Below are 18,856 nucleotides of genomic sequence, written 5' to 3'. Positions count from 1 at the left end.
GCGGGACGGGCCGGACCCCGGCCGCACTCGACGAACGCGCCGGGCGGCTCCACATCACCGACTCGGTGCTCGGCACGGTGTGGACCGTCCCCGTCACCGGTGGCACACCCACCGCGTGGTCCACCGCCCCGAACTCGCCCCGGCGGGCTTCCTCGGCGTCGACGGGGCGAAGGCGCACGACGGCGCGCTCCGGGTGACCAACCTCGACCGGGGCACCCTCCCGCGCATCCCGATCCGCCCCGGCAACCGCGCGGGCACCCCGAAGGCCGAGGCGTCGGGCCTGACCGGCATCGACGACTTCGCCTTCACCGGCCGGGGCGAGAGCGTCCTCGCGGCGCTCAACGGCCCCGGCACGGTGGTGCACATCCGCCCCGACGGCACCCGCACCACGGTCCTGGACGCCTCCGACGGCCTCCAGAACCCCTCCGCCGTGGCACTGCGCGGCAAGGAGGTGTACGTACTGGGCGCCGCCTGCACCACGGTCACGGACCCCACCCTGCTGCGCGCCAGGATCGGCGGCCGCCTGTAGTCCCCGGGGAGCGCGGGGGCGGCGGCCCGTGGCCCCGGGACCACGGGCCGCCACCCCCGGCGGCATGATGGCCGTCATGCGCATCCGTATCGACGCAAGTGACCTGCCCGGCCCCACCGCCCCGGCCCGGCCCGGAAGCAACGGGCCGCAGGAGCACCGCAACGTCCATGTCGCCGTACAGCGCCGCGACCGCCCGGGCGAACTGCTCGAACCCCACCCCGCGGACGCCGGGTCGGCGACCTGGACCCTGGAGTGCACCGCGGCGCCGACGCCCACCGGCGGCACCGACGTGCGCGGCCCCTACGTGCAGGACCGCCTGGGGCGGCGGTTCATCTACCTGTCCTGGGGCACGGTCGACGAGGCGGGCGTCTTCTCGATGTTCCGCCGCGCCAAGCTGATGCTGGACATGGTCCCCGCCGACGTGCTCGCCACGGCGGCCCGGCAGGGCCTCCTGGTGGCCCGGCTCGGGCTGACCGACCCGCAGGGCGGACCCCTGTGCGCACGGGTCGTGCCCCCGCACGTCACCTGGACCGCCGAACGCGGCACCTGAACACCCGCTGCCATCCGCACCCCCCCGCACCCCCCGTGCCGCCCGCGCCACCACGAGGACCCGGACGCCGCGAAGCCCGTCGTCGCGAGGGCGGCCCGCCGGGCGGGCCGACGCCGCACGGCGGCCCGAATTCCGTCCCGCCCCCTTGCCCGCCCGAATGCGGGGCACACGCTCGCATACGGGTGCCGCTCCGGACCGTGTGCGCCCGCACCGGAGCCGGGCGGCGCACGACGGGCCTGGCGGGGCCGCTCCCCGGCGGTCTCCGACCCGGAGGTGTGCCGACGTGCGGGAGTCGCCGGGAACGGGCCTTCGCGCGATGAGCGGATGGAGGTGTGATGTCCACGCGGACCCACCGCCTGATCATTACCGAGGTAACCGACAGCGACCACTGCGCGGTGCTGCGGATCAGCGGCGAACTCGACCAGAGCTGCGAGGAGTACTTCCTCGGTACCCTCGCGGCCATCGTCGACGCCGGGCGCCGGCACCTGGTCCTCGATGTGACGGCTCTCGTCTTCTGCGACTCACGCGGACTCAACTGCCTGCTCGCCATCCGCTGGCTGCTCAGGCGTATGGACGGCAAGCTCCTGCTGGCCGGGGCGGGACGCAGGCTCTCGGAACTGCTCGTACAGACGGGCAGTACGGAGATGCTGCCCGTCCGGCGCACGGTCGGCCTGGCCCTGTTCGACCTGCCCGCGGCCGAACGCCCCCGCTGGCCGCCGAGCCTGGAGAACGACGGGAAAGAGGAAAAGGACCGCAGCGGCGGGAGTGACGCGAAGGGCGGGAAGGACGAAAACGCCGGGCCCGCCACTACGGGGGGAAGCGACGGGCCCGGCTGAGGTACAACTTGCCACACCCGCGCGAGAAAAACGTCGTTCTTCACCCGGTCGGCGAGAAAAGAATGCCGGCGGTGTCCGGACGCGGGCGCGGGAGGACCCGTCCGGACCGCCGGACACCACCCGGTACCGGCGGCACGATCGGCGGCTAGGATTCCCCGGCGCGCATCGGGCGCCAACGGGGCAGGTGGGGGACATGGCCGAGGATTCCGGCGATTTCGGGAAGAGGGTGAACGTGGGGGCACAGGCCCTCGCGGCGGTGCTGGTGGTCGGAGGCATCGGGGGAGTGCTGTGGGCCCAGAACACGTTCCAGGGCGGTGCCTACGAGGCGGCACCGGCCACCTGTTCCGACTCGCGCACCGGGGCGCCGTCGAAGTACGTGTCGGGGCCGGAGCTGTGCGAGGCGCTGAACCGGCCCGATCTGCCGACCCTGCTGGGGACACCGAAGGAGCGGGCGTACACCGCCGTGGGCGGTGACAGCACGGTCACCTTCGCCGGCGGCACGAAGACGGCCACACCCGAGGCGACCGTCGGGCTCGAGACCTACTCCGTGCAGCTCTCGGCACTGGACAACGGCCTCTCGGTCGCCCGGTCCGTCCGGCTGATGGGGGACGGGGCGGAGCCGAAGTCGGTCCTGGGACACCCGGCGGCCCTCTACTCGGACCGGACCATCGCCCTGTCCTTCGGCGGTGACCGGTCCGAAGCCGGTCAGGGCGGTGTGGCCCGCTGCCTGATGGTCGCCGGGGACGAGAAGGACGGCGGCGCATCCTACGAACTGGTCATCTGGCGCCAGGACGGCGTGACCCCCGACGACGCGGCGTTGTTCCGTGTCGCCGAGCAGGTGCTGCCGACCGTTCCGGGCTGGACCGGGAGCTGACCGGCGAGGCGTCCGCCGGTCACCACCCGGTCAGCAGCAGGTGGTTGAGGAGCAGGGCGAGGACGGCCTGGGCGGCGAGCCAGGCCCTGGGGCGGGGGAGGAGCGCGCAGGCCGGGAGCAGCCACATCGCGAAGGGCAGCCAGATGCGCTCGGTCTCGGCCTTGCTCATCCCGGACAGATCGGCCACGAGCAGGGCGAGCAGACCCCCGAGGACCAGCAGGGCGAGCCGGGTGTCGGCGGTCGCTCCGGTCGCTCGGGTCGCTCCTGCCGGTCCTCGGGGCCCGGCGCCGGGCCTGTGCGAGTCGGCGGTCCGCCCTCGTACCCCGTGCCGCCGCAGCGCGGAGAACGCGTGCCGTCCACCGGCCGGCATGCTTGCGGCCCGCCCGAGCCCCGCCGCCGTGGCGAGGCCCGTGATGAGGACCGTGCACGCGAGGTTCGCCCACACCCAGTAGCCGTAGGGCCGGACGCCGCCCGCGCCCTGGTGGTAGCGCTCCACCAGGAGGTGGTACGCCTCCCACCAGTTGAAGCCGGCAAGGGTGAACACCACGGGGACGACGGCGGCACCGGCGGCGAGGAAGGGCAGCGTCCGGACACGGCTTCGCCCGAGGAACAGCACGGCCGCGCCGATCACCGCGAGGAGCGTGAGCCCGTACGACAGATAGCAGGTGAGGCCGAACAGCAGGCCGGAGCCGAAGGCGGCGAACCCGGCACGGCGCCGTGTCGACGCGGTGACGGCGAGCGCGAACACCGCCACGGTCCAGGCGGCGACGGCGGCGAAGTACCCGTCGGCCGACGTGCCCATCCACACGGCGGCCGGTGCGAGGGCCAGGAACGGGGCCGCGCGCCGCGCCAGGTCCTCGTCGGCGAGCCTGCGCACGGTCACCAGGACGGCGACGCATGCGGTCGCGCCGGCCGTGATGCACCAGGCCCCCGCCCAGCCGCCGCCGCGCAGCCCGATCCGGTCGAGGAGGACGAAGGTGAGGGTGGCGGCGGGCGGGTGCCCGGCCACATGAGGGGGCCAGTGGTCCGGTGAGCCGAGCAGGATGTGGTGGGTGAAGTCCCCCAGGGCGGCCGGGATGTCGTGGAAGCGGTCGATGACCTGGAGGTACTCGTAGCGGGTGGTGAGCCGCACGGCGACGCCCCGGTGCCATCCGTCGATCAGGGCCAGCGACCAGGTCCAGGCCATGGCGGTGGCCCAGGCGGCCCCGAGCAGCGCGCGCCACGGCAGTCGCACGGCGAGAACAGGGCCGTACCCGACGACGAGGAGCGCGACCGTCACCGCGGCCGGGGTGCCCGGACCGACGTGCGGGCCCCAACTCGCCCACAGCGGCGGCCAGTCGGCGAACAGGGTGTGGTCGGTGCGCTCGATGCGGCGGCCGATGAGTACGGCGGCGAGGACGAGCAGCGCGGCGGCCGACGCTGCGGCCAGGTCGCGGAGAGGGGAGCGGATCACAGGGGAACGCTAGGGCGGAAGAGGCCGTCCGCGGCCGCCGGCCGCACGGACGTCAGCGTTTCGTCATGGGTTCCACACCCCTTACGAGGCCCCTTCCTGCCTACGGTCGGGCCATGCGCGACCACACCCCACGGCTTCCCACCTCACCCGGTTTCTGGCGCAGTCCGCTGCGCGGACCCTGGCTCACCTCGGTACTCGGCCTCGTCCTCCTCGTCGGCATCACGGTGCTGTTCGTGACGGGTCTGCTCTCCTACGCCGCCTACAACCCCGGTCTGTCACCGCTGAACGACAAGACCCCGGACAAGGGACTTCTCGGCTTCTACCTCTTCGCCTGGCCCACGCGTCCGCACTGGCTGTACCGCCTCACACAGGGCGTCCACGTCACGCTCGGAGTCACCCTGGTCCCCGTCCTGCTGGCCAAACTGTGGTCGGTGGTGCCGAAGTTGTTCACCCTGCCACCGGTCCGCTCGCTCGCCCACGCGCTGGAGAGGCTCTCGTTGCTGCTGCTGGTCGGGGGCGCGCTGTTCGAGTTCGTCACCGGCGTGCTCAACGTCCAGCTCGACTACGTCTTCCCGGGCTCCTTCTACCCGCTGCACTTCTACGGGGCCTGGGTGTTCTTCGCCGCGTTCCTCGCCCACGCGGCGCTGAAGACACCGGCCGCCGTGCGGAACGTACGCCGCATGCGGGAGCGAGGGAAGCTGGAGGAGCTGGAGGAGTTGGGGGAGCGACGGGAGGAGGGAGAGGCGGGTCAGGAACTGGTCTCCTCGCGTCCGGATCCCGCGACCGTCTCCCGGCGCGGAGCGCTGTGGTTCGTCGGCGGCGGGTCCCTGCTGCTGTTCGGGACGACGGCGGGACAGAGCCTCGGCGGACCGCTGCGGCGCACGGCCCTCCTCGCGCCGCACGGCGGTGCCGACCCCGGTAGCGGCCCGAACGGCTTCCAGATCAACAAGACAGCCGCCTACGCGGGTGTCGACGCGAAGGACACGGACGAGGACGCGTGGCGGCTCGTGGTCGTGGGACGGACGGGAACGGTCCGGCTGAGCGGACGCGAGCTCCGGCAACTGCCGCTGCACAGCGCGGCGCTGCCCATCGCCTGTGTCGAGGGCTGGTCGACCTCCGACCAGTGGTGGCGCGGTGTGCGACTGCGTGACCTCGCGGAACTCGTCGGCCACGACGGCGATCCGCCGGACCTCCTCGTCGAGTCCGTCCAGCGGCACGGCTCCTTCCGGCGCGCGGCCCTGCGCGCCAACCAGGTGGCGGACCCGGACTCCCTGCTGGCCCTGCAGGTCAACGGCGAGGACCTGAGCCCGGACCACGGCTACCCGGCACGGGTGATCGTGCCCGCCGCGCCAGGAGTGCTCAACACGAAGTGGGTCGCCCGGATGACGTTCGGAGACCTGCGATGAGGGCGGTACGCGGAAGGGGAAGGCCGTCGTCGGTGCGGTCGGTGCGGTCGGTGCGGTCGGTGCGTTCGGCCGTGGTGGGCAGCCCGCTTCAACTCCTGCTCCTGGTCTGCAGCTTCGCGCTCGCCGGGCACGCGGGTGTGCGGCTGCTCGCCGACGACCGGTCCGCTGTGGTCCTGTGGTTCGTGGGGGCGGCCCTGCTGCACGATCTGGTGCTGCTGCCCCTGTACGCGGCGGTGGACCGCGGGGTCGTCCGCGCGTTCGGCGCGGCGGGCCGCCGGGAGCGGACGATGTACGTGCGTGTCCCGGCGGCGCTGTCCGCGCTGCTGCTGCTCGTGTGGTTCCCGCTGATCACCGGTCAGGTGGACCGGCGGTACCGGATGGCGACCGGGATGCCGGCGGACGGCTTCCTGGGCCGCTGGCTGCTGATCACCGCCGTCCTCTTCGCCGGCTCGGCGCTCCTCCTGCTGCTGCGGGTGCGCAAGGAGACGAAGGACCGGCCGCCGGACGTCCACTGATCGACGACGGTCCAGTCCGCGCGCGCCGCGTACCGCAGGAGGGCGCGGGTCCCGACCCGCGCCCAGGGGAACGGCGTACCGGGGGAGCCGTGCGCGTCCGTGATGTGCACGCGGACGCGCTCGTCGACGTCCGAGGACACGGCCTCGGCGATCAGCAGACCTCCGGGCGCCAGCAGCTGCCCCGTGCGCGCGAGGAGCGCGCGGGGATCGCCGCCGATGCCGACGTTGCCGTCGACGAGCAGCACGGTGTTCCAGCGGCCCTCCGCGGGGAGCGGTTCGAAGACGGAGCGGTGCAGGGCGGGTCCGCCCAGGCGCGTGGTCCGGGTCACGGCCGCCGCGCTGACGTCGATGCCGAGGACGCGCCGGCCCTGCCCGGCCAGCTCCGCGACGAGCCGTCCCGGACCGCAGCCGACGTCGAGCACGGAACCCTCGCACCGGCCCAGGATGTCCAGGTCCACCGCGTCCGCGCGGGCGCACCAGCGTTCCACCTCCAGCGGCAACAGCCAGCCGTCCGCCCGGCGCAGGAAGAGCGGCCCGCGGCCGGTGCGCAGTGCGCGGGTGTACGGGTCGGCGCTGGACCACGCCGGGTGCGCGGCCGGCGGGGCGGGGTCGTCGAGGGCGAGTTCGCTCGCGGGCCGGTTCATCGGTCGGCGACCGCCGGGAGCGGGGCGAGCCGGGCGAGCCGGGCGGCGAAGCGGCTGTGCGGCGCGCTCGCCGCCACCGCCACGGCATCGGCGGCCGTGTCGACGTCCCTCAGGCGCGGCAGGTCGCGCACGCGCAGTCCGGCGCCGACGAGCCGCTCGCGCTGCACGGCACCGGTGCCGGGCACCGACATCGGGACCCCGAGCAGCAGCCGCGGGTCGGGCTCGGCCAGTCCCAGGGCCCAGAAGCCGCCGTCCTCGGCGGCCCCGAAGCAGGCGTCGTAGCCGGCGAAGTCCGCGGTGAGCAGGGCCGGGGTGACCTGGGGCGTGTCCATCCCGATGAGCAGGGCCGGTCCGTCGCAGCCGGCGAAGGCCGCGGCCAGCCTCTCGTCCAGGCCGCCGCCGCACTGGGGCACGACGTCGAAACCGGGCGGCAGCCAGGGGCCCGGCGCTCCCTCCAGGACCAGGACCCGCCGGGTGGCCGGTGTCCGGGCCACGACGTGCAGGGTGTCGGACAGGGCCGCCTCGGCGAGGGCGGCCGCCTCCACCGGGGTGAAAGGCGGCGTGAGGCGGGTCTTCACCCGCCCCGGCCGCGGTTCCTTGGCGATGACGAGCAGGGTGGTCATCGGGCGGTGCCTCCTCGGAGGGCGTGGGGATCGGGTTCGGCGAGTACGCGGCTCATGTCCCGTACGGCCTGCCAGGTGCCGCGCCAGGTGCCGGTCACCTTGGAGGCGCCCGTACGGGGCAGGTAGGGCACGTCGTGTTCGGCGATCCGCCAGCCCGCGTCGGCGGCGCGGACGACCATCTGCAGCGGATAGCCGCTGCGCCGGTCGGTGAGCCCGAGCGCGAGCAGCCGCTCGCGGCGGGCCGCCCGCAGCGGGCCGAGATCGTGCAGCCGCAGCCCCGTGCGGCGGCGCAGCAGCCGGGCGAGCGCGAGGTTGCCGGCCCGGGCGTGGGCGGGCCAGGCGGACCGGCCCTGCGGACGGCGCCTGCCCAGCACCAGGTCGGCCCCGCCGCCGCGCACCTGGCGTACGAAGGGGACGAGGAGCGACGGATCCAGGGAGGCGTCGCAGTCGCAGAAGCAGACGATGTCGGCGGTGGCGGCGGCGAGCCCCGCCTGGCAGGCGGCCCCGAAACCACGGCGCGGCTCGTGGACGACGCTCGCGCCGAGCGCGCGGGCGACGTCGGCCGAGCCGTCGGTGGAGCCGTTGTCCACGACGATCGCGCGCCAGCCCGGCGGAATCCGGGCGAGGACCCAGGGCAGGGCCCCGGCCTCGTCCAGACAGGGGAGGACCACATCGACATCAGGGGGAGAAGGAGGGGTTGTCACGCCGTTCACCCTACGAAGACGAACTGCACATAAAGGACATCGCATCCTTACGAAACAAGGACGTCGAGGTCCGGGGACCGTGCGGGCGGCGGCGCGGTGCGAGGCTTGGCGCATGCACCAGCCGTACGAACCCGCGCCCGCTCCCCCCGACCCCTCCCGCTCCGCCGGAGGGCCCCGGGTCCTGGTGGTCGACGACGACCCCACCGTCGCCGAGGTCGTCTCCGGATACCTCGACCGCGCCGGCTACCGCGTCGACCGGGCGGGCGACGGCCCCGAGGCCCTCGCCCTCGCCGCCGCCCACCGGCCCGACCTCGTGGTCCTCGACCTGATGCTGCCGGGCATGGACGGCCTGGAGGTGTGCCGCCGGCTGCGCGACCGCGGGCCGGTGCCGGTCGTCATGCTCACCGCCCGCGGCGACGAGGACGACCGCATCACGGGGCTCGAGGTGGGCGCGGACGACTACGTCACCAAGCCGTTCAGCCCGCGCGAACTGGTGCTGCGGGTGGAGTCGGTCCTGCGCCGCACCCGCCCCGCCGGCACGGCCCGGCCGCTCGCCGCGGCCGGCCTGGCAGTCGACCCCGCCGGCCGCCGCGCCACGAAACACGGCACGGAACTCGCCCTCACCCTCCGGGAGTTCGACCTGCTCGCCTTCTTCCTGCGGCACCCCGGCCGCGCGTTCGGCCGGGAGGATCTGATGCGTGAGGTGTGGGGGTGGGACTTCGGGGACCTGTCGACCGTGACGGTCCATGTGCGGCGGCTGCGCGGCAAGGTCGAGGACGATCCGGCGCGGCCCCGTCTCATCCAGACCGTGTGGGGCGTCGGCTACCGCTTCGCCCCCACCGGCGACGATCCCACCGGCGACGGCCACCTCCCCGGCCCGACCGGTGACCGGGCCGACGGGGAAGGGGCCGGCCGTGAATGACACCGTCCTGATCGCCCTGTACGCCGGTGCCGGCGCCGCGGCCGCCGGTCTGGCCGGAGCGGGTGCGCTGCGCCTGATCCGGCGCCGCTCGCTCACCGCCTCGCTCGCCGTGGTGGCCGCGGTGGCGGTGACCGCGATGCTGGCGGGGACGCTGGCCGTGGCACAGGCGATGTTCCTGTCCGCACACGACCTGAGCGTCGTCACCACGGTCGTCGCCATGGCGGCCGTGGTCTCCATGGTCACCGCGCTGCTGCTCGGCCGGTGGGTCGTCGCCCGCAGCCATGAACTGGCCGTGGCCGCCCGCTCCTTCGGTGACGGCGGCGACTTCACCGTGCCCCGGACCCCGGCGACCGCCGAACTCGCCGCAGTGAGCCGCGAGTTGGCGGCCACCAGCGCCAGGCTCGCCGAGTCCCGGCTGCGTGAGCGTGCCCTGGAGTCCTCCCGCCGCGAGCTCGTCGCCTGGATCTCGCACGACCTGCGCACCCCGCTCGCCGGGCTGCGGGCGATGTCGGAGGCGCTGGAGGACGGCGTGGCCACCGACCCGCAGCGCTACCTCCGCCAGATCCGCACCGAGGTCGAGCACCTCAACGACATGGTGGGCGACCTCTTCGAGCTCTCCCGCATCCATGCCGGCACGCTCGTCCTGTCCCCGTCCCGCATGTCGCTGTACGACCTGGTCGGCGACGCCCTCGCCGGAGCGGACCCGCTCGCCCGTCAGCACGGCGTACGGCTGGTCGGCGACCGTGTCGAGCCGGTACCGGTCGAGGTGGACGGCAAGGAGATGAGCCGGGTCCTGGGCAATCTCCTGGTCAACGCGATCCGGCGGACCCCGGCCGACGGCACGGTCGCGGTGGCCGCCGAACGCTCGGCCGACGGTGTCGTCCTGTCCGTCACCGACGGCTGCGGCGGCATCCCCGAGCAGGACCTGCCCCGCGTCTTCGACACGGGCTGGCGCGGCTCCGACGCGCGCACGCCCCCGGCGGGCGCGGGCCTGGGGCTGGCCATCGTCCAGGGCATCGTCGAGGCCCACCGGGGACGCGCCACCGTGCACAACATCGCCGGCGGCTGCCGCTTCGAGGTGACACTGCCCGCGGCCGCCACCTGACACGCGCCCTCACCCACCGCGCAGGCGCGCCGTCGCGAACTCCTTCATGCCCTCCTCGAACCCGACCCGCGGCCGCCAGCCCAGGTCGGTGCGCAGCCGGGAGGAGTCCGCGGTGATGTGCCGCACGTCCCCCAGCCGGTACTCACCGGTCACCACGGGGTCCGGCCCGCCGTGCGCGCCGGCCAGCGCCGCCGCCATCTCGCCGACCGTGTGCGGCTCCCCGCTCCCGGTGTTGTACGCGGTCAGCGTGGCGCCGGCCGGGTCCGCCTCCAGGGCCGCCACGTTGGCCGCGGCCACGTCCCGTACGTGCACGAAGTCCCGCCGCTGACCGCCGTCCTCGAAGACCCGCGGCGCCTCCCCGCGGGCGAGCGCGGAGCGGAAGAAGGACGCCACCCCGGCGTACGGGGTGTCACGCGGCATCCCGGGCCCGTACACGTTGTGGTACCGCAACGACACCGCGGTGCCGTCCGTCGACCGTGCCCACGCGGCGGCCAGGTGTTCCTGCGCGAGCTTGGTCGTCGCGTACACGTTGCGCGGGTCGGCCGGGGCGTCCTCGCCTACCAGGCCGGGAACCAGCTCCGCGGCGCAGGACGGGCACCGGGGCTCGAAACGCCCCGCCGTCAGATCGGCGGCCGACCGCGGCCCGGGCCGCACCGCACCGTGCCGGGCGCACGCGTACCGCCCCTCCCCGTACACCACCATCGAGCCGGCCAGCACGAGCCGGCGCACCCCGGCCCCGGCCATCGCCGCCAGCAGGACGGCGGTCCCGAGGTCGTTGTGGGAGACGTACTCCGCCGCGTCCGCGACGCCCTTGCCCAGGCCGACCATCGCCGCCTGGTGGCAGACCGCGTCGACCCCGGCCAGGGCCGACGAGACCGCGTCACGGTCCCGGACGTCACCGCCCGCCCCCGCTCGTACGTCGAACACCACGGGTTCGTGTCCGCCCGCCCGCAGCGCCTCGACGACATGGGACCCGATGAACCCGGCACCGCCGGTGACCAGTACACGCATGGGCAAGACCCTAGGCGCGGTGCCGTGCTCCGGCGTGGGGCGCGCGCCTCACGTCACCGGTCCGTAAGAGGTGCCCCGGCCGCCGCGTGCGCGTAACGGCGGGCCAGCGTGGCGAAGGCGTCCCTGAGTTCGCCCGGTCCGACCACCTCGATGTCGGCGTCGTACCTCCCGACGGCGGCGGCGAGGCCCGCCCACGACCACGAGCCCATGGTCAGCCGGCAGCGGTCCGGGCCGAGTTCCTCGACGACGCCGTCCGGCGTGTGGGGGGCCACGGCAGAGGCCGGCAGGCCGAGGACCACCTCACCGCGGCAGGGCCAGCCGGCGGCGCTGCCGAGGGCGCCGGAACCGTCCGCGCCACGGAACCTGGCGGCCACGAACGCAGCCACGTCGCCGCCGGGCAGTTCGCGCGGTGCGAAGCGGGGTCCGGTGGGGACGCGCGGGGTCATCCGGTCGGCGCGGAAGGTCCGCCAGTCCTCCCGGTCCAGGTCCCAGGCGACGAGGTACCAGCGCCCGCCCCAGGTGACCAGGTGGTGGGGCTGGACCCGCCGCGGTGGCGGCGGGGCGGGGGCGTCGTCGCCCGTGCCCGGCGGGAAGGCCGGGGCGTAGTCGAAGCGCAGCACCTCCCGGGCGTGGACGGCGGCGCCGAGCGCCATGAGGACGCCGCTGTCGGCCTGCGGCTTCGACCGCGGCGCCGGCCGTTCGACGACGGTCACCTCCAAGGCCTCCGTGCGGTGGCGCAGCCGGGCGGGCATGACCTGCCGCACGGTGGTCAGCGCGCGCACCGCCGCCTCCCCGATGCCGGCCCCGGCGGTGGTGGCGATCTGCAGTGCGACGGCGAGGGCGACGGCCTGTTCGTCGTCGAACAGCAGCGGCGGCAGCTCCGTACCGGCGTCGAGGCGGTACCCGCCGTCGGGTCCCTTGAACGCCACGACGGGATAACCGAGTTCGCGCAGGCGGTCGATGTCGCGGCGCACGGTGCGCGCACTGATGTCCAGCCGCTCGGCCAGCAGCGCCCCGGGCCAGTCCCGGCGCGCCTGGAGCAGCGAGAGCAGCGACAGCAGTCGTGCGGATGTCTTCTGCATGACCTCATCCTGCACCGAGAAGAGGACACGAACTGACCGCATCCCCTGAGACCGTCGTCCCGTGCCCGACAGCAAGAACAGCAAGAACAGCAAGAACAGCAAGAACAGCAAGAACAGCAAGAACAGCAAGAACAGCAAGAGCAAGAACAGCAAGAGCAACAACAGCGACAGCAACAACAGCGACAGCAACAACAGCCGCAACGACCGGAAGGACCCGATCACCATGACCGCCACGACCACGCCGTCCCGACCTGCCCTGGACGCCGAGCGTGCCGACCTCCTCGCCGCGCTCGCGACCGCCCGTTCCACCCTCACCGCCACGACCCGCGGGCTCGGCGACGAGCAGGCCGGCACGGCCCCGACGGTCAGCGCGCTGAGCCTGGGCGGGCTGGTCAAGCACGTCGCGGCCATCGAGGAGGGCTGGCTGCGCTTCGTGGTCGACGGCCCGTCGGCGATGTCCTACGACCTGCCCGAGGGCGTCACCTGGGCCGACCTCGAAGCCGGTACCGCCCGTGAGGTCCCGCAGTGGGTGACCGACCACCAGGACAACTTCCGCATGCTGCCCGGCGAGACACTGGCCGGCGTCCTGGAGCGGTACGAGCAGGTCGCCGCCCGGACCGAGGAGATCACCGCCGTCCTCCCCGACCTGTCGGTCACGCACCCGCTGCCGCGGGCACCCTGGCACGAACCGGGGGCGCGGCGCAGCGCGCGCCGGGTGCTCATGCACGTCATCGCCGAGACCGCCCAGCACGCCGGGCACGCGGACATCCTGCGTGAGACGCTCGACGGCCACAGGGCGACCTGAGCACCATGACCGTTCTCGGCACGCGGGCCCTCAACCGCGCGACGCTGGCCCGGCAGTCGCTGCTCGACCGCGCCGACCTGCCGGCGGCCGACGCCGTCGCGCACCTCGGCGGTCTGCAGGCGCAGGAACCGCAGGAACCGTTCGTCGGCCTCTGGTCCCGGCTGCGCGCGTTCGACCCGTGGGAGCTGTCGGACCTGCTCACCGGGCGGCGGGTGGTGCGGACCCACCTCATGCGCCGCACCGTCCACCTCGTCACCGCCGAGGACGCGCTGACCTGGCGGGCCCGCCACGAACCCATGCTGCGGCAGCGGGTCCTCGGGACCTACCGCCGTGAACTCGCCGGGGTCGACCTGGCGGAGCTCGCGGCGGCGGGCCGGGCGGTCATGGCGGACGGCGAGCCCCGCTCGACGGGCGAGCTGGCGAGGGCGGTCGCCGGGCGCTGGCCGGACCCGGGACCGCGGCCGCTCGGCGAGATGCTGGTCGCCGCGCTCGTCCCGATGGCACAGCTGCCGCCGCGCGGGCTCTGGCGTACGAAGGGGGGAGTGCGCAATGCCGTGCTCTCCTCGTGGCTGGGCCGCGGGATCGACCCGCCGGCCCCGGACGGCTCCGATCCCGTCGGCCGGGCGCTGGTCCGGCGCTACCTGGCCGCGTTCGGGCCCGCCGCCTCGGCCGACCTGCGCGCCTGGTGCGGTCTGGCCGGCCTGCCCGCCGCGGTCGCCGCCGTACGGGAGGAGCTCGTCTCCTTCCGGGACGAGCGGGGCCGGGAACTGCTCGACCTGCCCGGCGCGCCGCGCCCGGATCCCGGCACACCGGCCCCGGTGCGGTTCCTGCCCGCGTTCGACAACGCGATCCTCGGCTACCAGGACCGGAGCCGGATCGTCGACGACGCGCACCGCGGGCTGTCGGTGGCCGGCGAACGGGCCGTCCTCGTCGACGGCCGGGTCGCCGCGACCTGGACCGCCAGGGACGGCACGGTGACGGTCACCCCGCTGCGGGACCTCTCCCGGACCGACCGCACCGCCGTGGCCGAGGAGGGGCGGGAGGTGGCCCTGTTCCTCTCCGACCAGGACAGCGACCGCATCCGGATCGCCGCGCCGCTCTGAGCGGGGCGGCCGGTCTCCCACGACGGGCAAAGGGGCGGGCCCGGCGCCGTCCGCGCCGGGCCCGCCCCTTTGCCCGTCCGTCACCGCCCGGCAGGGCCGCTCAGTCCGTGCCGAACTCCATCGCGGCGCGGTCCAGCAACTCGTCGTCCTCGGACACCGCTCCGCGGGACGCGATCGCCTCGGCGCCGCCCTGCGGCATCTCCGGCATGCTGCCGATGAGCCCGGTCGAGGCCGCCTGGGCGGCACCGATGGAGGGGCTGCCGGTGCCGATCAGGCCGAGCTCGGCGTACTGCTCCAGCTTGGCGCGCGAGTCGGCGATGTCGAGGTTGCGCATGGTGAGCTGGCCGATCCGGTCCACCGGGCCGAACGCCGAGTCCTCGGTGCGCTCCATGGACAGTTTGTCCGGGTGGTAGCTGAACGCGGGGCCGCGGGTGTCGAGGATCGAGTAGTCCTCACCGCGCCGCAGCCGCAGCGTCACCTCGCCGGTGACGGCCGCGCCGACCCAGCGTTGCAGCGACTCGCGCACCATCAGGGCCTGCGGATCCAGCCAGCGGCCCTCGTACATCAGCCGGCCCAGGCGCCGTCCCTCGTTGTAGTACTGGGCGATCGTGTCCTCGTTGTGGATCGCGTTGACCAGGCGCTCGTACGCGGCGTGCAGCAGCGCCATGCCGGGCGCCTCGTAGATGCCCCGGCTCTTCGCCTCGATGATCCGGTTCTCGATCTGGTCCGACATGCCCATGCCGTGGCGGCCGCCGACGGCGTTGGCCTCCATCACCAGGTCGACGGGGGAGGCGAACTCCTTGCCGTTGATCGTGACCGGGCGGCCCTGGTCGAAGCCGATCGTCACGTCCTCGGTGGCGATCTCGACCTCGGGGTCCCAGAACCGCACGCCCATGATCGGCTCGACCGTCTCCACCCCGGTGTCGAGGTGCTCCAGCGTCTTGGCCTCGTGGGTGGCGCCCCAGATGTTGGCGTCGGTGGAGTACGCCTTCTCCGTGCTGTCGCGGTAGGGCAGGTCATGGGCGACCAGCCACTCCGACATCTCCTTGCGGCCGCCGAGCTCGGTCACGAAGTCCGCGTCGAGCCACGGCTTGTAGATCCGCAGGTGCGGGTTGGCCAGCAGGCCGTACCGGTAGAACCGCTCGATGTCGTTGCCCTTGAAGGTCGAGCCGTCGCCCCAGATCTGGACGTCGTCCTCGAGCATCGCCCGGACCAGCAGGGTGCCGGTGACGGCGCGGCCGAGCGGCGTGGTGTTGAAGTAGGCCCGTCCGCCCGAGCGGATGTGGAACGCCCCGCAGGTGAGCGCGGCCAGGCCCTCCTCCACCAGCGCCGCGCGGCAGTCCACCAGGCGCGCCAGCTGGGCACCGTAGGCCTTCGCGCGGCCGGGCACCGAGGCGATGTCGGGTTCGTCGTACTGGCCGATGTCGGCGGTGTAGGTGCACGGGACGGCGCCCTTGTCGCGCATCCACGCGACCGCGACCGAGGTGTCGAGTCCGCCGGAGAAGGCGATACCGACGCGCTCGCCGGCGGGAAGGGAGGTGAGGACCTTAGACATAGGAAGAGTATGCATGACATCGCATGGTCATGCAAAGAGGGGTTACGGTGCTGTCCCGCGACCCCGGGGCGGACGCCGGTCCGCCCCGTGTGGCGCCGTCGCCCCGCCGGCCGTGGGGCGGAGGCCGGTGGTCAGTCCAGGACCGCGATGGCCTCGACCTCGACCAGGTGCTCGGGCACGTCCAGTGCCGCCACGCCGATCAGCGAGGCCGGTGCCATCGGTGTGACCCCGAGTTCCGCCGCCGCCCGCGCGATGCCCTCCAGGACCAGCGGCATCTTGTCGGGGGTCCAGTCGACGACGTACGCGGTCAGTTTGGCCACGTCCTCGAAGGACCCGCCGGCCGCCGCCAGGGCCGTGCCCACGTTCAGGTAGGCCCGCTCGACCTGTGCGGCGAGGTCGCCTTCGCCGACCGTGACCCCCTCGGCATCCCAGGCGACCTGCCCGGCGACGAACACGAGCCGTGATCCGGTCGCGACGGACACCTGCCGGTAGACGTCGATCTTCGGCAGTCCCTCGGGGTTCAGCAGGGTGATGGCCATGCCGTCCGCCTCCTTCTCGTGCGGGTCCCGGCTCGGGACCCGCTCTCTTGTGGTTACTGGAGAACCGTAGGAGAGTGAGTGCTGACATGGAAGAACGCACTTTTCAGTGACTGGGGAACCTCATGGTGACCAAGCAGTACAGCGGCTCGCCCGAGGACGCGGACCTCACCCGGGCGGACTCGCTCGCCCGTGAGCTGTTCTCGGACATCGCCAACAAGTGGGCGCTGCTGATCATCGAGATCCTCGGCGAACGCACCCTGCGCTTCACCGAGCTGCGCAACGAGATCGAGGGCATCAGCCACAAGATGCTCACCCAGAACCTGCGCATGCTGGAGCGCAACGGCCTGGTCGAGCGGGACGTGCACCCCACCGTGCCGCCGCGGGTCGAGTACACCCTCACCGGGCCGGGGCAGGCACTGAAGAGGACCGTCGACGGCATGTGCGACTGGACGCACCGCCACCTCGGCCACATCGAGGCCTCCCGCCACCGCTTCGACACCTGAGACGCCCCAGGACACCCGCGGAGCGGGCGGTACGCGGCCGGTGGGCCGTGTGCCGCGTCCGGTTCCGGCTCAGCCGCCGCCGGGATTCAGCCAGGGCAGCGGATCGGTGTAGCGGCCGTCGAGGATCACCTCGAAGTGCAGGTGGGGGCCGGTGGACAGGCCGGTGGAGCCGACCAGCCCGACCGGTGCCCCGGCGTCCACCGCCTGGCCGACGGAGACCTGCAGGGACAGGAGATGGCTGTACGTCGTCTCCAGGCGCTTGCCGTCGACGGTGCCGTGGTCGATCACCACGCGGTTTCCGTACGCGCTGGTCATCGCCGCGAACACGACCTGGCCCTTGGACGCGGCGGACACCTGCGACCCCTGCGGCGAGGCGAAGTCGATCCCGGTGTGCAGCTTGGTGACCCCGGTCAGGGGGTGCTCACGCGATCCGAAGGGCGAGGTGACGGTGAGGTCGGCCACGGGCGCCGCCAGTACGGCGCCGGGCACCTGGTTCACGGCGCCGCCGGAACTCTCCCGGTCGACCGAACGGTAGCGCGAGGACAGCGACTTGACCTCGGTGATGTAGGTCTCGGCCTCGGCGGGGACGCGTCCTGCCCTCTTGACCGCGTCCGTGCCCGACGCGTACGCGGCGAGGGTCAGGTTCACCAGGTCCCCGTTGACGATGCCCTCGGTCCTGAGGTCGGTCACCTCCCGGGCGAGGGAGCAGTCCCGCCGGCCGAGCGCCATCATGGCGTCGGCCGGATCGCGCGGTGACGAGCGCCCGTTGCCGTCGTCGTCCTTGCCCCAGGTGCGCCACTGGGCGTCCGTGAACGCGGCGATGCCCTTCTCGCCGGACAGCGCTCCGGCGTCGTTGTTCCAGCCGGAGAGCCGGTCGATCTGGGCGGCCAGCACCGACGGCTTGACGACCGTGCAGTCCGCGACCGCCTTGCGGAGCCAGGGGACGTACGAGGCGTCGACGCGCGCCCCGCGGGCCTCGGGAGTGCCGGAGCCCTGGGACCAGGCGTCGGACAGGCCGCCCGTCATCGCCAGGAAACCGGCCACTCCCATCAGGGCGAGCAGTCCCGGCAGGACGAGCAGGGTGAACGGGCCGGGACGGCGGCGGGCGCGCTTCGGGCTCGTCTCCGGTTTCGGTTCCGATTCCGGTTCCGTTGGTTCTCCAGGTGTACGGGTCTGCGGGCCGGCCGTCTGCGTCCCGCCCCCGCCGGTACGGGGATCGCCCGTACGGAGATCGATCGTCCCGGGCTCGGGCGGCCGGTCGTCGATCACCGGCGGACTTCCCGGACGCCGGCGCGGGTCATGGTGCTCACGCGCACGACGCTAGCGGGATGCCGGCCGCGTGACACCGGGCGCGGAGGCACGGTGGCGTGCCCGAACGGGCAGAGCCGGCGTCCGCCGGTCGGACCGTGGGGGAGCGGGTCAGGCCCGCGGGGTGTCGGTCAGGTCGTCCAGTTCGGCCGCGAAGAGCAGGGCGGTGTCGAAGCCCATCCCGGCGAACTGGCCCGCCAGTTCGAGCGAGAGGACACCGTGCAGCCGGGTCCAGACCGTCAGGGCGCGGTGCAGGGCGGCGGGCTCGGCGGGATGGCCGTCCGCCCACTCCCTGTGCTCCGCGAGGTGGGAGTGAAACGGCCTTGCGGGGCCTGTCGGGGGCAGGGCGGCACAGGCGTCGAGCAGGGTCGTCATGATCTCGCGGGCGATCGCGGTGATGTCGTCGGGCGCGTGGTAGCCGGGGACGGGCGTGCCGTAGACGAGGAAGTAGCGCTGCGGGTCGCGCAGGGCCCAGTCGCGCAGGGCGTGCGCCAGCGCGGGCAGGTCGGGGCCCGGGGCGCCGGCCGCGCGCAGGGTGTCGGCGAGGCTGCGGTACGCGTCCCGGATGAGCTCGGTGATCAGTTCGTCGCGGCCGGCGAAGTACCGGTACAGCGCGGGTCCGCTCAGGCCCATCCGCCTGGCGATCGCGTTGAGGGAGAGCGCGGAGGCCCCTGCCGTGGCGAGCTGCTCCCAGGCGTGCTCCTTGATCTCCGTACGCACCTGGGTGCGGTAGCGCTCGCGCGGTGTCCCGGTGCCCGTGTCCCCCATGAACCGTCGCCTCTCCGTGCT

General features: G+C 73.8%; 20 protein-coding genes and 1 pseudogene. 11 read left to right on the top strand and 10 right to left on the bottom strand.

Annotation, left to right across the window (positions count from 1 at the left end; genetic code table 11):
* Positions 1-79 precede the first annotated feature (79 nt).
* The 4 genes from QFZ75_RS02810 to QFZ75_RS02795 all read left to right on the top strand — a co-directional run bounded on the left by QFZ75_RS02810 (position 80) and on the right by QFZ75_RS02795 (position 2,789).
* Positions 80-529 (top strand): hypothetical protein, encoded by a 450-nt coding sequence (locus tag QFZ75_RS02810; protein WP_307533646.1) that lies wholly within the window; start codon positions 80-82, stop codon positions 527-529.
* Positions 530-605: 76 nt separating this feature from the next.
* Positions 606-1,079 carry a DUF5990 family protein gene (locus QFZ75_RS02805; RefSeq protein WP_307533645.1) on the top strand — a complete coding sequence of 158 codons (474 nt, stop codon included), beginning with the start codon at positions 606-608 and terminating at the stop codon, positions 1,077-1,079.
* A gap of 335 nt (positions 1,080-1,414) precedes the next feature.
* Positions 1,415-1,915, top strand: a complete 501-nt coding sequence (locus QFZ75_RS02800) for an STAS domain-containing protein (protein WP_307533644.1) — start codon at positions 1,415-1,417, stop codon at positions 1,913-1,915.
* Positions 1,916-2,108: 193 nt separating this feature from the next.
* The gene (locus QFZ75_RS02795; protein ID WP_307533643.1) at positions 2,109-2,789 is read left to right on the top strand and encodes a DUF6215 domain-containing protein; all 681 of its coding nucleotides are present in this window, start codon (positions 2,109-2,111) and stop codon (positions 2,787-2,789) included.
* Positions 2,790-2,808: 19 nt separating this feature from the next.
* Here the strand turns inward: QFZ75_RS02795 and QFZ75_RS02790 are convergent, their stop codons facing one another.
* Complete coding sequence (locus tag QFZ75_RS02790; RefSeq protein ID WP_307533642.1) at positions 2,809-4,242, bottom strand: hypothetical protein; 1,434 nt, start codon at positions 4,240-4,242, stop codon at positions 2,809-2,811.
* Between the two features lie 113 nt (positions 4,243-4,355).
* On the opposite strand from QFZ75_RS02790, the gene QFZ75_RS02785 reads away from it, so the two are divergent.
* On the top strand, positions 4,356-5,648 hold the full coding sequence (locus QFZ75_RS02785) for a molybdopterin-dependent oxidoreductase (protein WP_307533641.1): 1,293 nt from the start codon (positions 4,356-4,358) through the stop codon (positions 5,646-5,648).
* Positions 5,645-6,163 carry a hypothetical protein gene (locus QFZ75_RS41040; RefSeq protein WP_373465799.1) on the top strand — a complete coding sequence of 173 codons (519 nt, stop codon included), beginning with the start codon at positions 5,645-5,647 and terminating at the stop codon, positions 6,161-6,163. The genes QFZ75_RS02785 and QFZ75_RS41040 overlap by 4 nt, the downstream gene beginning before the upstream one ends.
* Positions 6,164-6,285: 122 nt before the next feature.
* Here the strand turns inward: QFZ75_RS41040 and QFZ75_RS41035 are convergent.
* From QFZ75_RS41035 to QFZ75_RS02770, 3 genes and pseudogenes are all read right to left on the bottom strand, one after another.
* Positions 6,286-6,807: pseudogene (locus QFZ75_RS41035) on the bottom strand (class I SAM-dependent methyltransferase); the annotation flags it as partial.
* The gene (locus QFZ75_RS02775) at positions 6,804-7,430 is read right to left on the bottom strand and encodes a DUF2064 domain-containing protein (protein WP_307533639.1); all 627 of its coding nucleotides are present in this window, start codon (positions 7,428-7,430) and stop codon (positions 6,804-6,806) included. The gene QFZ75_RS02775 and the pseudogene QFZ75_RS41035, both read right to left, overlap by 4 nt.
* Entirely contained in the window at positions 7,427-8,143 is a 717-nt protein-coding gene (locus QFZ75_RS02770; protein WP_307533638.1) for a glycosyltransferase family 2 protein, read from the bottom strand. Before QFZ75_RS02770 ends, QFZ75_RS02775 begins: the two co-directional genes overlap by 4 nt.
* Positions 8,144-8,246: 103 nt before the next feature.
* Between QFZ75_RS02770 and QFZ75_RS02765 the strand changes: the two genes are divergently transcribed.
* On the top strand, positions 8,247-9,056 hold the full coding sequence (locus tag QFZ75_RS02765) for a response regulator transcription factor (RefSeq protein WP_307533637.1): 810 nt from the start codon (positions 8,247-8,249) through the stop codon (positions 9,054-9,056).
* A complete protein-coding gene (locus QFZ75_RS02760) occupies positions 9,049-10,161 on the top strand; it encodes a sensor histidine kinase KdpD (RefSeq protein WP_307533636.1) in 1,113 nt (370 codons plus the stop codon). The genes QFZ75_RS02765 and QFZ75_RS02760 overlap by 8 nt, the downstream gene beginning before the upstream one ends.
* A 9-nt stretch (positions 10,162-10,170) precedes the next feature.
* Here QFZ75_RS02760 and QFZ75_RS02755 read toward each other — a convergent pair whose 3' ends face one another.
* Together QFZ75_RS02755 and QFZ75_RS02750 are read right to left on the bottom strand one after the other, a co-directional pair.
* Entirely contained in the window at positions 10,171-11,172 is a 1,002-nt protein-coding gene (locus QFZ75_RS02755; protein WP_307533635.1) for an NAD-dependent epimerase/dehydratase family protein, read from the bottom strand.
* A 53-nt stretch (positions 11,173-11,225) separates the two neighbouring features.
* Complete coding sequence (locus QFZ75_RS02750; RefSeq protein ID WP_307533634.1) at positions 11,226-12,254, bottom strand: YafY family protein; 1,029 nt, start codon at positions 12,252-12,254, stop codon at positions 11,226-11,228.
* A 223-nt stretch (positions 12,255-12,477) separates the two neighbouring features.
* Between QFZ75_RS02750 and QFZ75_RS02745 the strand changes: the two genes are divergently transcribed.
* Positions 12,478-13,059: a DinB family protein gene (locus QFZ75_RS02745; RefSeq protein WP_307544193.1), complete on the top strand. Its 582-nt coding sequence runs from the start codon at positions 12,478-12,480 to the stop codon at positions 13,057-13,059.
* Positions 13,060-13,064: 5 nt separating this feature from the next.
* Positions 13,065-14,162, top strand: coding sequence for a winged helix DNA-binding domain-containing protein (locus QFZ75_RS02740; RefSeq protein ID WP_307533633.1), 1,098 nt, complete (start codon positions 13,065-13,067; stop codon positions 14,160-14,162).
* A gap of 100 nt (positions 14,163-14,262) precedes the next feature.
* Here QFZ75_RS02740 and argG read toward each other — a convergent pair whose 3' ends face one another.
* Positions 14,263-15,717 carry an argininosuccinate synthase gene (gene argG, locus QFZ75_RS02735; RefSeq protein WP_307533632.1) on the bottom strand — a complete coding sequence of 485 codons (1,455 nt, stop codon included), beginning with the start codon at positions 15,715-15,717 and terminating at the stop codon, positions 14,263-14,265.
* A gap of 131 nt (positions 15,718-15,848) precedes the next feature.
* Positions 15,849-16,256, bottom strand: a complete 408-nt coding sequence (locus tag QFZ75_RS02730; RefSeq protein ID WP_307533631.1) for a RidA family protein — start codon at positions 16,254-16,256, stop codon at positions 15,849-15,851.
* 122 nt (positions 16,257-16,378) lie between these two features.
* On the opposite strand from QFZ75_RS02730, the gene QFZ75_RS02725 reads away from it, so the two are divergent.
* Positions 16,379-16,759 (top strand): helix-turn-helix domain-containing protein, encoded by a 381-nt coding sequence (locus QFZ75_RS02725; RefSeq protein WP_307533630.1) that lies wholly within the window; start codon positions 16,379-16,381, stop codon positions 16,757-16,759.
* A 69-nt stretch (positions 16,760-16,828) separates the two neighbouring features.
* On the opposite strand, the gene QFZ75_RS02720 is transcribed toward QFZ75_RS02725, so the two are convergent.
* Both QFZ75_RS02720 and QFZ75_RS02715 read right to left on the bottom strand, forming a co-directional pair.
* Positions 16,829-17,995, bottom strand: coding sequence for a M23 family metallopeptidase (locus QFZ75_RS02720; RefSeq protein ID WP_373466020.1), 1,167 nt, complete (start codon positions 17,993-17,995; stop codon positions 16,829-16,831).
* Positions 17,996-18,178: 183 nt separating this feature from the next.
* Complete coding sequence (locus QFZ75_RS02715) at positions 18,179-18,835, bottom strand: TetR/AcrR family transcriptional regulator (protein ID WP_307533628.1); 657 nt, start codon at positions 18,833-18,835, stop codon at positions 18,179-18,181.
* Between the last annotated feature and the right edge of the window lie 21 nt (positions 18,836-18,856).

Origin of the sequence: Streptomyces sp. V3I8 (genome assembly GCF_030817535.1) — a bacterium.
Lineage (GTDB): Bacteria > Actinomycetota > Actinomycetes > Streptomycetales > Streptomycetaceae > Streptomyces.
The sequence above is the reverse complement of the archived record's forward strand: the minus strand, read 5'-3'. Positions and strand labels throughout refer to the sequence as shown.

What these genes read in the sequence shown, in the direction of transcription:
- QFZ75_RS02795 (WP_307533643.1), top strand. Translation starts at nt 2,109, where the DNA reads ATGGCCGAGGATTCCGGCGATTTCGGGAAGAGGGTGAACGTGGGGGCA.
- QFZ75_RS41040 (WP_373465799.1), top strand. Translation starts at nt 5,645, where the DNA reads ATGAGGGCGGTACGCGGAAGGGGAAGGCCGTCGTCGGTGCGGTCGGTG.
- QFZ75_RS02800 (WP_307533644.1), top strand. Translation starts at nt 1,415, where the DNA reads ATGTCCACGCGGACCCACCGCCTGATCATTACCGAGGTAACCGACAGC.
- QFZ75_RS02715 (WP_307533628.1), bottom strand. Translation starts at nt 18,835, where the DNA reads ATGGGGGACACGGGCACCGGGACACCGCGCGAGCGCTACCGCACCCAG.
- QFZ75_RS02805 (WP_307533645.1), top strand. Translation starts at nt 606, where the DNA reads ATGCGCATCCGTATCGACGCAAGTGACCTGCCCGGCCCCACCGCCCCG.
- QFZ75_RS02765 (WP_307533637.1), top strand. Translation starts at nt 8,247, where the DNA reads ATGCACCAGCCGTACGAACCCGCGCCCGCTCCCCCCGACCCCTCCCGC.
- QFZ75_RS02725 (WP_307533630.1), top strand. Translation starts at nt 16,379, where the DNA reads ATGGTGACCAAGCAGTACAGCGGCTCGCCCGAGGACGCGGACCTCACC.
- QFZ75_RS02775 (WP_307533639.1), bottom strand. Translation starts at nt 7,430, where the DNA reads ATGACCACCCTGCTCGTCATCGCCAAGGAACCGCGGCCGGGGCGGGTG.
- argG (WP_307533632.1), bottom strand. Translation starts at nt 15,717, where the DNA reads ATGTCTAAGGTCCTCACCTCCCTTCCCGCCGGCGAGCGCGTCGGTATC.
- QFZ75_RS02755 (WP_307533635.1), bottom strand. Translation starts at nt 11,172, where the DNA reads ATGCGTGTACTGGTCACCGGCGGTGCCGGGTTCATCGGGTCCCATGTC.
- QFZ75_RS02750 (WP_307533634.1), bottom strand. Translation starts at nt 12,254, where the DNA reads ATGCAGAAGACATCCGCACGACTGCTGTCGCTGCTCTCGCTGCTCCAG.
- QFZ75_RS02785 (WP_307533641.1), top strand. Translation starts at nt 4,356, where the DNA reads ATGCGCGACCACACCCCACGGCTTCCCACCTCACCCGGTTTCTGGCGC.
- QFZ75_RS02730 (WP_307533631.1), bottom strand. Translation starts at nt 16,256, where the DNA reads ATGGCCATCACCCTGCTGAACCCCGAGGGACTGCCGAAGATCGACGTC.
- QFZ75_RS02740 (WP_307533633.1), top strand. Translation starts at nt 13,065, where the DNA reads ATGACCGTTCTCGGCACGCGGGCCCTCAACCGCGCGACGCTGGCCCGG.
- QFZ75_RS02745 (WP_307544193.1), top strand. Translation starts at nt 12,478, where the DNA reads ATGACCGCCACGACCACGCCGTCCCGACCTGCCCTGGACGCCGAGCGT.